At 69.0% G+C, this 14,247-nt stretch carries 11 protein-coding genes and 1 pseudogene; 8 read left to right on the forward strand and 4 right to left on the reverse strand.

Going from position 1 to position 14,247, the window contains the following annotated elements:
* Nucleotides 1-59: 59 nt before the first annotated feature.
* The 4 genes from OG390_RS00610 to OG390_RS00625 all read left to right on the forward strand — a co-directional run bounded on the left by OG390_RS00610 (nucleotide 60) and on the right by OG390_RS00625 (nucleotide 2,903).
* Entirely contained in the window at nucleotides 60-1,199 is a 1,140-nt protein-coding gene (locus OG390_RS00610) for a PucR family transcriptional regulator (protein WP_406164484.1), read from the forward strand.
* 479 nt (nucleotides 1,200-1,678) lie between these two features.
* Entirely contained in the window at nucleotides 1,679-1,837 is a 159-nt protein-coding gene (locus OG390_RS00615; protein WP_406164485.1) for a hypothetical protein, read from the forward strand.
* A gap of 14 nt (nucleotides 1,838-1,851) precedes the next feature.
* Nucleotides 1,852-2,121: an alcohol dehydrogenase catalytic domain-containing protein gene (locus OG390_RS00620; protein WP_406164486.1), complete on the forward strand. Its 270-nt coding sequence runs from the start codon at nucleotides 1,852-1,854 to the stop codon at nucleotides 2,119-2,121.
* 77 nt (nucleotides 2,122-2,198) lie between these two features.
* Nucleotides 2,199-2,903: a zinc-binding dehydrogenase gene (locus OG390_RS00625; RefSeq protein ID WP_406164487.1), complete on the forward strand. Its 705-nt coding sequence runs from the start codon at nucleotides 2,199-2,201 to the stop codon at nucleotides 2,901-2,903.
* Nucleotides 2,904-3,612: 709 nt separating this feature from the next.
* Here the strand turns inward: OG390_RS00625 and OG390_RS00630 are convergent.
* From OG390_RS00630 to OG390_RS00640, 3 genes are all read right to left on the reverse strand, one after another.
* A complete protein-coding gene (locus OG390_RS00630; RefSeq protein ID WP_406164488.1) occupies nucleotides 3,613-4,725 on the reverse strand; it encodes a catalase family protein in 1,113 nt (370 codons plus the stop codon).
* A gap of 390 nt (nucleotides 4,726-5,115) precedes the next feature.
* Nucleotides 5,116-5,325, reverse strand: coding sequence for a hypothetical protein (locus tag OG390_RS00635; RefSeq protein ID WP_384023799.1), 210 nt, complete (start codon nucleotides 5,323-5,325; stop codon nucleotides 5,116-5,118).
* A 200-nt stretch (nucleotides 5,326-5,525) separates the two neighbouring features.
* Nucleotides 5,526-5,690, reverse strand: coding sequence for a hypothetical protein (locus OG390_RS00640; protein ID WP_406164489.1), 165 nt, complete (start codon nucleotides 5,688-5,690; stop codon nucleotides 5,526-5,528).
* A 14-nt stretch (nucleotides 5,691-5,704) separates the two neighbouring features.
* On the opposite strand from OG390_RS00640, the pseudogene OG390_RS00645 reads away from it, so the two are divergent.
* Nucleotides 5,705-6,472, forward strand: a pseudogene (locus OG390_RS00645) (IS5 family transposase).
* A gap of 18 nt (nucleotides 6,473-6,490) precedes the next feature.
* Here OG390_RS00645 and OG390_RS00650 read toward each other — a convergent pair.
* Entirely contained in the window at nucleotides 6,491-6,982 is a 492-nt protein-coding gene (locus OG390_RS00650) for a DUF1877 family protein (protein WP_406177437.1), read from the reverse strand.
* Between the two features lie 978 nt (nucleotides 6,983-7,960).
* Here OG390_RS00650 and OG390_RS00655 point away from each other — a divergent pair.
* The 3 genes from OG390_RS00655 (at nucleotide 7,961) to OG390_RS00665 (ending at nucleotide 14,135) form a co-directional block, all read left to right on the forward strand.
* Complete coding sequence (locus OG390_RS00655) at nucleotides 7,961-10,315, forward strand: FdhF/YdeP family oxidoreductase (RefSeq protein ID WP_406164490.1); 2,355 nt, start codon at nucleotides 7,961-7,963, stop codon at nucleotides 10,313-10,315.
* Between the two features lie 258 nt (nucleotides 10,316-10,573).
* The gene (locus OG390_RS00660) at nucleotides 10,574-11,056 is read left to right on the forward strand and encodes a hypothetical protein (protein WP_406164491.1); all 483 of its coding nucleotides are present in this window, start codon (nucleotides 10,574-10,576) and stop codon (nucleotides 11,054-11,056) included.
* 301 nt (nucleotides 11,057-11,357) lie between these two features.
* Nucleotides 11,358-14,135, forward strand: coding sequence for a protein kinase domain-containing protein (locus OG390_RS00665; protein WP_406164492.1), 2,778 nt, complete (start codon nucleotides 11,358-11,360; stop codon nucleotides 14,133-14,135).
* The last annotated feature ends 112 nt before the right edge of the window (nucleotides 14,136-14,247 follow it).

Consider the following 14,247-nt stretch of genomic DNA (forward strand, 5'->3'; position numbering starts at 1 on the left):
TAAAGTCCTGACCGCAGGACGTAAATTTGGTCGGCTGAATTGTTCACAGGGAACAAATCATGAGCCACGCAATCCGGAGGGCCAGCAAACTGGCCCTGGATGAGACGACGGTCACCGCACTGCGGGCCGCGCTGAAGACCACCGCCGACGAGGTCGTCCAGGCGATCATCGACGAGGTCCCTCCCTACGCCAACGCCCTTTCGGGCCGCATGGGCGGCACCATCCGCCGAGCCGTCCGCACCGCCCTGGGGCACTACCTGGACCTCGCGAGCGGGAACGCCACACGCGGCGACGCCGGTGACGCAGCCTACGAGCTGGGCCGCGGCGAGGTCCGGGACGGCCGTTCGATGGACGCCCTGCTCAGCGCCTACCGCGTCGGCGCCCGCGTGGCCTGGCGATGCCTGGCAGCGGGTGCCGTACCCGCAGGTCTGCCCGCCGCCGAGGTCGCCAAGTTCGCCGAGCTGACCTTCGCCTACATCGACGAGCTCTCCGCCGCGAGCGCCGCGGGCCACGCCGACGAACTGGCCGCCCGGGGCCGGGCCCACGAGCGCCACCTGGAACACCTGGCCCGCGACCTCCTCGCCGGCGCGAGCCCGGACGTGCTGCTTGTCTCTGCTCAACGGGCCGGGTGGCAGCCTCCGGTTTCGCTGACCGCGGTCCTGCTGCCCGCCGCCCAGGCCCGGCCTGCCTACCGCGCGCTCGACCCGAGCACCCTCGTCCTCGACGATCTGCCGGACGCCTTCGGCGTGCTGCTCGTCCCCGATGCCGACCGATCACATCTCTTGCGGCAGCTGACCGACCGCACCGCCGTGGTCGGCCCGGCCCGGCCATGGACTCGTGCGTCCGCCTCGTACGCACGAGCCGTACGCGCACGCTCCCTCTCCTCTGATATTCGCGACACCGAGGACCACCTGCCCGAGCTGGTGCTGAGCGCCGACGTGGACGCGTTCGCAGACCTGCGTGCCCGAGCCCTCGCACCGTTGCGGACCTTGCCTGTCGCAACCGCGCGGCGGCTGGAAGAGACGTTGCGGGCGTGGCTGCTGCACCAGGGCAGGCGGGATGAGGTGGCGGCGGCGTTGTTCGTCCATCCCCAGACCGTCCGGTACCGGATGTCGCAGCTGCGGGACCTGTTTCCGGATCTCGCATCGCCGCACCGGGTCCTTGAACTGACGCTGGCGGTCGGTCTTCGGGTCAGCTGACGAGTTCTTCGACCGTCCAGGACCGCGTCCGCGAGCGGTCCAGGAATCGTGCCTCGTCCTCGGTGCCCCCACGCTGTTACTACCTTTAGGTGCCCTACACGGAGCCCGGGGCGCACACCTGATGCGGGTGGCCGCTCCCTGACCAAGAGGCGCGCCACCGTGCAACTCTCCCTGCTAAAACGCCAGTTCAAGCTGTGGGAGTGCACGAACAGGTGCCATTCCGCTGCTCTGCGCACACGGAGGTCATCCGCTGGCGACGTGCAGGCGCGACATGCGAGACCGGGTGTGAGTTAGGCGACCGAGTGCATGAATCGTATGTCGCGCCGGGCCCCTCTTGTCTCCGACGGCACGGCACCCGTACGCTCACCATCCATACCGACTGGTCGGTATGCTCTGTAGAAGCGTCACTGCGCGCCGATGCCGGCCTGTCGACCGTGCCGGCCACCGATCCAACGCGACCGTCGAAGGAGCCGCCGGAGTTGAGCAGAATCAACGGCCAGGTGCGCCTGGCCGCACGTCCCGTGGGAGATCCGCGGCCCACCGACTGGCAGCACGTCGAGGAGGCGATCCTGATGCGACTGTTCCGTGGTGACAACCACGGCAAGCTGGTGCTGAAGATCGCGGACCGACCGGGCTGAGGGGGAGAAACCCGATGAAAGCACTGACCTACCACGGCCGTCACGACATCCGCTACGGGGATGTCTCCGACCCGGCCGTCACCAGCCCTACCGACGCGGTGGTGCAGGTGACAGCGGCCGGCATCTGCGGCAGCGACCTGCACATCTACCGCGGCAACCCGTTCAGCCCGGAACTGGGCTACACGCCGGGGCACGAGTGCGTCGGCGTAGTTGTCGACACCGGCGGCCAGGTGACCCGCTTCACGCCCGGCGACCGGGTTCTGGTGCCCGCCTCTGTCGGCTAGACGAGTGCCGGTCGTGCGCGGCCGGGTTCACCGCCCGGTGCGAGCGCGCCACGTCCAGCACGGACCTCTGCTACGGAGTGAGCCCGCAGCTCCCGGGCAGCCAGGCCCAGGCCCTGGCGGTGCCATACGCCGACGTCAATCTGGTGCACTTGCCCGAGGACATCTCCGACGAGGCCGCCGCCGTCCTGACGGACAACGCCCCCACGGCCTGGTACGGCTGCCGCCGAGCCCGCATCCAGCCCGGCGAGACCGTCCTGGTCATCGGCCTCGGCCCGGTCGGCCTCATGGCCGCCCAGTCCGCCTTCGCGATGGGCGCCGCGCGGGTGCTGGGCGCAGACCTGGTCGCGGAGCGCCGCGCCTTCGCCGCCACCCTGGGTGTCGAGCCGGTCGAGGGCGAGCACGCGCGGACGGCCATACGGGACATGACCGACGGACGCGGGCCGGACGCCGTGGTGGAGGCCGTGGGTTCGGACGCCACCATCGAGCTCGCCCTCAAGGCCGTCCGGCAGGCCGGCCGGGTCAGCGTCATCGGGGTCAGCCAGAGCAAGGCCTTCCCCTTCCATATGGGACTTGCGCAGATCAAGGAACTGGAGTTCGCCATCGGGCTGTGCTCCGTGCATTACGAACTCCCTGCTCTGATCGCCCTCACCCGTGCCGGCCGGATCAAGCCAGAGGTCGTGGTCTCCCACCGCTTCGCCCTCTCCGAAGGCCCGGCGGCGTACGAACTGTTCGCAGGCCGCTCCGACGGCGTCCGCAAGATCCTTCTCGACCCCACGCGCTGACCCTCCTGCGCAGGGCCGCCTCGTCCGATCCCCCGCGGCAGGCCCTGCGCCTCTTGCGCGGCCCGGGGAATCCCGCCACGTCGCCCCGCAGGGCCTCGGGCAGCCTGTTCCGGGGGAACAGGTTCCGCCGCCGAAACCGAGCGGCTCCGCCCGCCGCGCCGAGGATAGGACCTGGCACGGGTGCGCCGTTCCGGCGTGGGCGTGGCCAGGGCACCCGCGGCCTTCCCGCTTACGAGCGTGCGCTGGGCGCACTTCAAGGCCGTGCAGCAGACGCTGCCGGCGCCATCCGGTCGAAACACCCCGCATCATGAGCGCGAACGTTCCGCAGGACGACTGGTCGCCGCTGGGCGAGATGGCCGTTCCCGAGCAGGGGGTAGGGCGCACTCCCCCAGAACGACCGGCGTGGTTGCGGTAGTCCGTCTGGCATGTGCGGGCGGCGCAGTTGCGGTCATGCGACTGCGATGGCATGACTCCGCCGCGCCCCTGAAGGGGGCAGGCCATCGACCGAGCCGAGCCGACGCCGCCCACAGCCGCTCCCAGGGCCCCACCGTGCGGGCGGTTCACGCCACTTGGGAGGGCCCGCCGCTACACGTCGTCACGCTCCGGGAAGAGCACGTGAGCGGCGTCGAGAATCCGTTGCCGGGTCGCTTGTCGCCCTGCCGCAGTCCGAGTGCGGTCGGCGCAGGCGGCGGGACGCGGCTGAGCCGGCTCATCCGAGCAGTTGCGCGCTGCTGACCGGTTCGCGCCGCTGCTGTCCATTGATGCGGTGCCGTTCGATGGACGAACGCCGGTACACCTCCTGCCGCACCCGCTGGATCTCGCCGACAGGCCGGTGCTCCTCGCGTGAGCGCCACGGTGTGATCGACGTGGCGTCGGCGGCCGCCACGTTCTCGTCCCCGCCGATGTCCTGGCGCGGGAGGTCCACATGGGCGACGGTCACCCACGGGGACAGTTCCTGGGGCCACTTCACGGAGGTGTTGTCCACCGGCATGTGGGCCAGATCGGTGTTGAGCTGCACCTGGAGTTCGAAGGAGTGGTCCCGTTCCGCGGCCTCGGCAACGAGTGTGTGGCGGAACGCCTCGTTGTCCGCGCGCACGTCCACGATCTCGTGCGTCAGGGAGGCCACGGACTCGGTCGTGGGCACGGTACGGATCTTGGCGATGTGGTCGCCGTACCGGAAGGCGCCCATGCTGTTGTAGGTGTACGACAGCAGGTTCCTGCGCGGGACGGTGGTGAACGACAACATGGCGAACAGTTCGTCCCACAGCCAGCTGTCGGGATCGGTGAGCGTACCCCGGCGGGTCAGGAACTCCGCCATCCAGGTCTTGCGGCGGGCTGGGTTCACCAGGGCCTCCGGCAGCTCCGCGAACAGGTCCTCGATGACCATGTAGTCGTAGGCGGTGTTCGCGAAGAAGACATCGTTGTTGATCAAGTTGAGGTCGAAAGTACCGCTGTCCGGTTCGTCGTCCAGCAGTGACGGGCCGGGGACCCCGAACAGCTTGATGCCCATCCCGCACGCCGCGCCCAGCTGGTGGTCGGGGCGCTGGTGACCAAGGCCGTTGGAGTAACGGACGACGGCGTCGTACACGGTGGGTCGGGCGAAGATGCCCTGACCGTAGAAGCCGCGGTTGTCACCGACCGTGACCGTGGCCGTGAGAAGGCCGTAGGTCTTTCCGTGGGCCGTGCGGACGACGCGGCCGACGACCTCGCGCTCGACCGAGGCGCGGGTGCGCTGCGCCACCTGTGCGACCACCGCATCCAACTCCTCCCGGTAAGTCCGACGTTCGGCGGGGCGGTAATCCTCGTAGCGGACGGGATCCATGGTGTTGCCTCCCTGTGCTGTGGTGTCGACTTCAGACGCTAGTCAGCAATTAAATTGTGCACAACATAACTGACTGTGGTGAATCACACGTTGGCGAGTGCAACCACGTCGGGGGCACACCGCACCCCAGGGTCGATGCATACGGTGCTCGAAGACGGACCGGGCGGCCGGCCTTGCACCCCGAGCGGGTGCTGACGGACGCCCACCCTGCCTGACCATCGCCGAACTTGACCGAGCAGGTTGCCCAAGTGGACCAGGGCGAGTGACCTCGACGTCGTCCGGGCCGACCTGACGGCCACCGTGGTCATCGCCGCTGTCGCCGTCAGGGAAGACTGCGAAGCCTGGCCCATAGCCGCTCCGCCCACCTTCGGCACCGCAGTACGGCCCGACTCAGCGACCCGACTCACTGATCCCGGACGCCAGCTGCCCCACGGCGTCCAGAATCCCCTGCCCGAACGCCGTCGGAGCCACGAGGACGCCGAACACCAAGACGATGAGCACGGTCAGCTTCTCGTCATTGCGGCTTCGCGCCTGGGTCCGGCGACCCAACCGGAAGACGATGATGACCGCCAGGAGCACCGCCACATTGATGGTGAGCATGAACAGCCCCTCCCGCCTCCTCGAACAGCGCTCATCAAGGTGTAGCTCGCACAGGTCGCGTCCCAGTAGCCGGTCGCCCACGGGTGGCAGCAAAGATGCCCACAACGGCTCGATTCGCGCTCTTGTCAGGTACTCCTTCGGCGGCGCTCCCGGGGCAAGGCGATCTGGCGGCTGCCGCCGAGGCCACGGCAAGGCGTTGGTCAGGACAGCGAGGACGGCCTGCGGGGTGCGGGGAGTGCGGGCAGCAGCTCCCACAGCGGCCGGCCTCCGGCTGCCCAGGTCCCCAGCAGTTGGCGGTCGACCAGATGCAGTCGCTGTTCGAGGGCGAATACACGGCCGGGCTGGGTGATTCGGCCGTTGGTCATCACGCCAGTGGGCGGTGCTGGAGCCGCTGTTGCCGAAGGGCAAGAAGCCGGGCCGGCCGGCGATATGGACCCGGCGACGACTGATCGACGGCATACGGTGGCGGACCCGAACCGGGACGCCGTGGCGCGATGTTCCGGAGCGGTACGGGCCCTGGGGCCGGGCGTACGACCTGTTTCGCCGCTGGCAGCGAGACGGTATCTGGCAGCGGATCTTTACCGAGCTGCAGGCCCGGGCCGACGCCCAGGATCTGATCACCTGGGACAACGTCGACTCCACCATCGTCCGGGCCCACCAGCACGCGGCCGGGGCAAGGAAAAGGGGGACCTGCAAAAGGAACCGCCCGGCGGCATCGTCATCGAGCCGGACGACCATGGGCTCGGCCGCTCCCGCGGCCGCCTGACCACCAAGCTACACCTGGCCGCCGAGCAGGGGCAGAAGCCCATGTCCATCGTGGTCAGCCGGACAGCGCGGCGACTCCCCGCAGTTCGAGCCCGTCCTGGACAAGGTCCGCGTGCCCCGCATGGGGCCGGGCAGGCCGCGCACTCGGCCCGATCGCGTGCGCGCCGACAAAGCGTACGCTTCCCGGAAAAACCGAAAGGAGCTCGGCTCCCGCGGCGGCCGTCCACCGAAGTTCGACCCGGAGGACTACAAGGCCCGGCACGCCGTCGAGTGCGGCATCAGCCGGCTGAAGCGGCACCGGGCCGTGGCCACGCGATACGACAAACTTGCTGTCCGCTACGAAGCGACATTGCTGGTCGCCGCCATCAACGAATGGCTGTGACCGGCACGCGACCACGCCTCAAGCCCACACCGCCCTGACCACGGCGTGGCCTGCCGCAGCCGCCCGCCCATAGAACCCTTGGATGCCCCTGTGATAGTCGAGGAACTCCTGCCTGACCTGCGCTTCGTCCCAGCCGGCCCAGACGAGCTTGGCACCGGCGACGTTCCACAGCTCGTCGAACGAGACACGTGCGAGGAAGCCTGCGGCCTGTGACACCCCAGGCGGCTCCAGAATCAACAGGGGCGGGTTGGAGGGGTCGGCATCGGCCCTGTGCGCCACTGGCCGCCCGCCGTAAATCGGCAGCTCCCAAGAGTCGTCGGCATCCGCATCGAGGACATCGGCAGCGGCATAGAGGTCATTGACGGAGCCCCAGACCTTGTCGATCGACTCGGCGATGCCCGCTGCGTACTCGTCGGGGTGGTTCTCCCAAGCCTCCCACATGAACGCTGCAAGCCAGGTGTGGTCGTCCCGGATCTCGCATTCCGCGACGGCGCGCATGTGCATGTGCATGCTCACGGCGACGAGTCCTCCCAGTTCGGCGGCCCGCCTGACGGGCCGAACGGAGAGAACCTACTCGACGGCACTGACGGCGCGATGCCCGTCTCTTAACGCCGGGATGCCCGGCCCTGCCAGGACGCCCTCCGACACCCGAGCGCCGGGTGTCGTCGAGATCGAGCACTGCGGACAGGTACACATCCGTACGGACTTTCACAACAGGCCCAGTAGAACGACCGTGGGACACTGCGGCTCAGACTCGTAAGAGCCTCCCCCGTGTCGGAGCGTGTTCCTGGCAGCAGCGGTCGGGGGGCGACCGGGCCCGGACAGCTGGGGCAGCCCCGCCGTCGGTCACGAGGACGTCTTTGTCGGTTCTTCTTCGAAGGAGGAGAACCGACGTGACATTCGTCCCCTCGGTATTTCCACCGCTGGCGCTCGGGTTTTTCGGCCTCGGTACCGGATACCTGACCACGGGCCGCACGAATTGTTCGGCTATCCGCGGAAAAGTGATGCGGTGGACCGGGGGCTCGGAGTGTGGGGGATCTGGATGCCCGGCCTGTGCCAGCTCATTACAGGGATGATCCTGTTCGTCGGGCTGACCTGCCTCCAGGAATCGCCGAGGAACCGCCGCTGTACGTGGCGGCGCTGGCGTTCTCCGCGTACGGCATTCACTGGTTCGCGATCGGCTGGAACCGTTATCGCGGAAATGATCCACGAACCAATGCAGGCATGTGCGTCGCCTTCATGGTGATCTCCGCGATGGGCGCCACGATGTTCTTCAAGGTCGCCGACTGGCCGGTTGGTCTGTTCTTCCTGGGCCTGTTCGCGACCTACTTCTTCGATTTCTTCGCCTCGATCGGACTCAAAGATCGGCGAACGCGCGCTGGGATTCTTCCACATTGCGACCGGCGGCTGTCTCATGTATCTCGCGTACGCTGCTGCGGTCAACTTCGCCCTCGCATACCATTGGCCCATATAGGCAAAGAGGCGGCCATGGCTGAACAACCGACCCATCCGACCGGTACGAACACATCGGCGGGCGGCCCTCCGCCCGCATCGGAACCGACATCGTCGGGTCCCAAGAAGTCCAGCGTAGGAATTCATGGCATCACCGAATCCGCGCACTATTCCATCGAGGAAATGGGACCGAAGCGGAGTCTGCAGACGCTGCTGTCGGTGAACCACGTGGACGGCTTCGACTGCCCGAGTTGCGCATGGGGCGATCCCGATCCCGACCACCGGAAGATCGCGGAGTTCTGCGAGAACGGCGCGAAGGCCGTCGCCTGGGAGGCCACCCGCAAACGGGTGGACGTGGCGTTCTTCGCCGAGCACTCCATCGCCGACCTGCGGGAACGCGACGGCCACTGGCTGGAGGCGCAGGGCCGGCTGGCCCAGCCGATGCACCTCGCCCCTGGCGCCACGCACTATGCGCCCATCACCTGGAAGGACGCGCTCACGCTCACCGCTGATCGCCTGCGCGGCCTCGCCGATCCGGACCGTGCCGTGTTCTACACCAGCGGCCGCACCAGCAATGAGGCCGCCTTCCTCTACCAGCTGCTGGCGCGCCGGCTCGGCACGAACAACCTGCCCGACTGCTCGAACATGTGCCACGAATCCAGCGGCGCGGCCTTGACCGAGACGCTCGGCGTCGGCAAGGGCCTCATCACCTACGCGGACATCACCAAGCACGCCGATCTGATCATCATCGTGGGGCAGAATCCCGGCACTTGCCACCCCCGCATGCTCACCGCGCTCGAGGAGGCCAAGCAGCGCGGCGCGCGCATCATCGCCGCCAACCCGCTCCCCGAGGCCGGCTTCGGCCGCTTCCACAACCCGCAGACCGCCCGCGGCCTGGCCGGTCCGGGTACGAAGCTCGCCGACCGCTACCTCCCGGTGCGCATCAACGGCGACCTGGCTCTGTTCGCGGGACTGAACCGCGCGCTGATCGAGCAGGAGGACGCCCGGCCGGGCTCCGCCCTCGACCATGAATTCATCGACCGGTACTGCGACGGATTCGAGGCGGCCGCGGCCGCATGGCGCGCCCTGGACTGGTCGCGGATCGAGACGCTGAGCGGTCTGTCCCGCCGCCGGATCAAGGACTGCGCCGCCGAAGTATTGGCCGCCGACAGCGTGATCGTCTGCTGGGCGATGGGGCTCACCCAGCACCGCAACGCGGTGGCCACCATCCGCGAGATCGTCAACTTCCATCTGCTGCGCGGCAACATCGGGCGCCCCGGTGCTGGCCCCGCCCCGATCCGCGGACACAGCAATGTCCAGGGCGACCGCACCATGGGCATCTGGGAGAAGATGCCAGACACGTTCCTGGACAAGCTGCGCGAGGAGTTCGGATTCGATCCCCCTCGTGCCCACGGCCTGGACACCGTCGACTCGATCAGGGCAATGCGCGACGGCAAGGTCGACGTGTTCATCGGCCTCGGCGGCAACTTCGCCGCGGCCACGCCCGACACGGAGGTCACCGAGGCCGCCCTGGCCACCTGCGCCCTCACCGTCCACGTTGCGACCAAACTGAACCGGTCCCATCTGTGCCACGGCACCGAGGCGCTGCTCCTGCCCTGCCTCGGCCGCACGGAGCGCGACCAGCAGCCCTCCGGCGAACAGTTCGTAACGGTCGAGGACACCATGGCCATGGTGCACGCCTCGCGCGGACGCCTCCTTCCCGGATCCCCGCACCTGCGCAGCGAGGTCGCGATCGTCGCCGACCTCGGGCACACGCTGTTCGGCGACGACCTCGGCTGGCGCGCCATGCGCGACGACTACGCCCTGATCCGCCGCCGCATCGAGCACATCGTCCCCGGATTCCACGCCTTCGAACAGCGCGTCCGGCAGCCCGGCGGCTTCATGCTCCCCCGAGCACCGCGCGACTCACGCACCTTCCCCACCTCGACCGGCAAGGCCCGCTTCACCGTCAACCCACCGACCGCACACGAAGTCCCCCCAGGACACCTGCTGTTGACGACGGTACGGTCGCACGACCAGTTCAACACGACCGTCTACGGCCTCGACGACCGCTACCGCGGCATCAAGGGCGGGCGGCGCGTCGTCTTCCTCAACCGGGACGACCTACGCGACCTCCACCTGCACGACGGTGACCTGGTCGACCTGGTCAGCGTCAACCCCGACGGTGAACGCCGCGCCCCCGGCTTCCGCGCCGTCCGCTATCCCACACCCCGCGGCTGCGCCGCCGCCTACTACCCGGAGACGAACGTGCTGGTCGCCCTGGACTCCACGGCAGAGACCAGCAACACCCCCACGACCAAATCCATCGTCATCCGCGTCGAGCCCGTTTCGTTGACCGCCCAGCCGACCTTGCGCCGGGTGAGTTCCTGATGGGAGGCCCTCCCCCGGTTCGGAGTGATCCCGGTCACGGCCGGGCTTATCTAGGGCGTCCGCGAAGCACCAGGCATGTGAGCCAAGTACCCGTATGGCGTACGTGCCTTGAAAGCTTCCGAGGGTCCGTGAGGCACGTTGGTCACGTGCAAACGCATCGCCCCTCCCTCAACTTCCTTCGGTTCCGGAAGAAGTTTGGTACGAACCTCGTTTCGGCCGAAACGAGGTTGCAGACCGAGGGATGGGAGTCTGGCGCTCATGACGACCGCACAAAGCGGCATACCCGCCGACCTGAATGCGATCGAGGCCGCCCTCGGCCGCATGGTGTACCGCGCCGGAAACCTTGAGGCGGTGGTGCGGCACACCGGCGGACTGCTGGCCACCACGGACAAGCAGCGCCAAGCTCTCGACGGCGTACCTGCGGGCGCGCTCGTGGACGAAGCCAGGAAGCTTGCACGGAAGGCCGCCGCCGACGGCCGGATCTCCGACGATGCGCTGTCCGGCCTCGTGAAGTCCTTGGATGAGATCGGCTCTCACTTGAAGAGCCGCAACGCCTACATCCACGGCATGTGGGTGTCCCGGGCGAACGGCCAGCCGTTCGTCATGCTCAGCCAGAAGGGGCGCGAGGTGCAGACCCGGCCCCTGGCGCCGGAGGAGCTGGGCAAGCTCTCCGACACCCTCCTCACCCTGTCCAACGACGTCCTCGGCCGGACCGACCGGGTCCTCGGCGCCGAGAGCTGAGGCAGTGCCCCGCCCGGGGCTCCTCGGTTCGGCCGATCCGAGGTTCCGCCAGGCCGCCCAGATGTTTTGGCTGAAACGCCTTTCGCCTGAAGCCCATCGCGCTCGAACGAGGATCCACGAAGTGGTTCGACCGAACCACTTCCACACGTAAGTGCAATCGAGGAGCCGGAGCAGGCCCGCGTGTGACGCTGGAAAACTTCCTGATTCACAGTTTGGGAACGGTACTTTGTCGTGTACTGGCCCTTCATCCGGTCTGCTCGCAGGGCGGGATGTCGGCCGATCGACAGCTCCGGGGGTCTGTATGCGTTGGATCGGCAAGCGAGGGAACGGCACGCCGGAGTCTGGTGATCCGGCGGCCGAGGTGCTCGCGCGGCTGCGGGAGGGCAGTGCCTCGGCCGAGCAGGACGGCCGGCAGGGCAGGCCCGGCAAGGCGGTGAAGCGGTATCGCGAACTGGTCGTTCGGGCGACGGCCGCGCCCGGGCCCGACGACCCCGCCACCCTGGCCCTGCGGCACCAACTCGCCCACTGGACAGGGGAGTCGGGCGACACGGAGGGCGCGGTGCAGCTGTTCGCTCAGCTCCTCTGCGACCGGGAGCGGCTCCAGGGACCTCGGCATCAGGACACCGGACTGGCCCGCCACCAGCTCGCCCACTGGCACGGCCGGGCAGGGCGGGCCGAGGAAGCCGTACGCCGTTACGAGGAGATGCACCGCTCGGCCGAGCAGGAGGGCCGTACCGAGGCCGCGCTCAACCTGCTCGGCGACATGGGCCACTGGCAGCAGCAGGCCGGTGACAACGCCGCCGCGCTGCGCACCTACACCCGGATGCTCAAGACCGCCGAGGGCGAGCTCGGCGGTCGGCACGAACTCACCGGTATCGCCCGCAGGCGCTATGCAGAACTCGCCGGCGGGCTGCCTTTCGGCCACGAGCGGGGGCACGACAGCCTGGAGGACCTGGTCGCGGCGGCCGCGGAGATCGAGCGGAGCGGTGACCTCTCGCGGGCGAGCCGTATGTACGGCCACATAGCCGAGAAGTGCAAGGAGTTGTACGGCGCGGGCAGCGACCGGACGCTCGGCGCGCTGGTCTCGCAGGCGAAGGCGGCCATGCAGACGGAGGACCTGGACGAGGCCGTCGTCTGTTTCGGGAAAGTGCTCGCGTGTATGGAGCTACGAGGACAGGGCCCGGGCTCGCCCGAGTACGACACGCTGTCCGAGCAACGGGACGGACTCGCCCGGGCCGCCGGGAAGACGGAACTCCACATCGGCGACAGGGCGGGAACCCTGCTGGCCAGGCAGGTGGAAGCGGCACCCGCCACGGCTTTCGGGCTGCTGGCACGCGAAGCCCGCGCCCGGCACATCGCCCGGGTCTTCCCGGTCACCGACGGTACCGATGATCCGCGACCGCACATGGTCAGCATCGAGCAGTGGCTCGGCGTGATCCAGCGCGTGGCCGACCAGGGGTGCGAGGCCCGCGCCTTCTACTTCGCCCGTGCGGACCGCCGGCCGAGGCCCGAGGAGATCGCCCTGTGCGAGCGGCTGGGGCTGCTCGGCGTCTACGTCTCCAATGAGGGTGCCGGCAATGTGAACGTGGAGGCGTACTCCTTCCGGAAGGGCACACCCCATACGGTGTCGATCGTCGTGGTGGACGACGAGCAGGCGGCGCCGGAACCCGCGCCCGCGCGCGGCCCGGGCGGTGCCACGGCAGTCCACCCCGAAGCCGAGGCCCTGGGCGAGTGGCGGCAGGTGGGGCGGGCCACGTCCGCGCGGACGGCGGAGGATCCGGCGGCCTTCGGTTCCTACGAGGTCCTGGAGCGCGTCGGGGAGGGCGGGTTCGGCCGCGTCTACCTCTGCCAGGATCCGGACGGCGTCATGGTGGCGGTCAAGACCCTGCACGCGCAGTACGCGGCCGACTCCTCGATCCGGGAGGGGTTCACGCACGAGGTGCAGGCGGCCCGGCGGGTCAGCGGCCGGTTCACCGTGCCCGTGATCGCCGCCGACACCAGCGGCGAAACCCCCTGGATGGCCGTGCCGTTCGTGGCCGCGCCCTCGCTGCAGGAGGTGGCCGAGCGGTGCGGCGCCCTGGATACCGCCACCGTCCGCGGCATCGGTGCGGGCATTGCCTCCGCGCTCAGCGCCATCCACGCCGAGGGCATCGTGCATCTCGACCTCAAGCCCGCGAACGTGCTGCTGACCGAGGACGGCCCCCGCGTCATCGACTTCGGTATCGCGCAGATCGAGCGGCTGACCGAGCCCCGGAGCGGGTTCGCCGGTACGTACGCCTACTCCTCGCCGGAACAGATCCGGGAGCATGAGCAGTTCACCCCGGCCAGCGACGTGTTCTCCCTCGGCACGCTCCTCGCCCGCCTCGCCCTGGGGCGCCTTCCCTGGGGCAGGAAGGTCCTCGCCGTGATGAGCAACATCTGCGACGGCACGCCCGACCTGGCGGGTCTGCCCGCCGAACTGGAGGAGGTGGTGCGGTCGTGCCTCCAGGCCGATCCGGCCCGGCGGCCGACCCCCGCCGAGGTCGCCGCGGCCCTCGCGGCCGGCCCGGCGGGGGCACCCCTGCGACCGGAGGCGGAACGGTGCGCCCCGCCGCCCCTGCCCGCCGAGGCGACGACCCTCATCCGCGAGCACGCCACCCTCCCGGCCACCCGCCGCTTCGAGACGCTCGTCCACACTCGGGTCGAGGGACCGGACGACACCACGGTCGCCGCACGGCCGGAGATGGGCGGCGGCACCGGTGACACACCGCCTGAGGCCCGCACCCCCGACACCGCAGCCCAGGACCTCGAAGCCCAAGTCCTCGCCTGGGAACGCGAAGGCGGCTCGAAGCCGACCGAGCAGGTACGCCGGGAATGCGGCGCCTTCGCCGCGGAGGCGCGCTCCCGGCTCGGCGAGGACCACCCCCTGGCCCTGCGCCTCAAGGTCTCCCACGCCATGCTCGGCTACGACGGGACAAGCGGAACAGCGTACGCCGAACGCGTCGTGGACGAGGTCTCCGTACGTCTTGGTGACGGCCATCCCACGGTCCGGGACGCTCGTACGCTGCTGGCGGCGCTGAGGTCCGCCCAGTCGGGCTGACTAGGTGTTTTTGAACCTGGTGACCAGACATCCGTGCCGTTTGGAGCGCATAGAACTCGCTGTCCTCCCGATATGGCACTGTGTCAAAATTCAGCGCATGGCTGTTCGATAC

It is taken from the genome of Streptomyces sp. NBC_00996 (assembly GCF_045162675.1).
Taxonomy (GTDB): Bacteria; Actinomycetota; Actinomycetes; order Streptomycetales; family Streptomycetaceae; genus Streptomyces.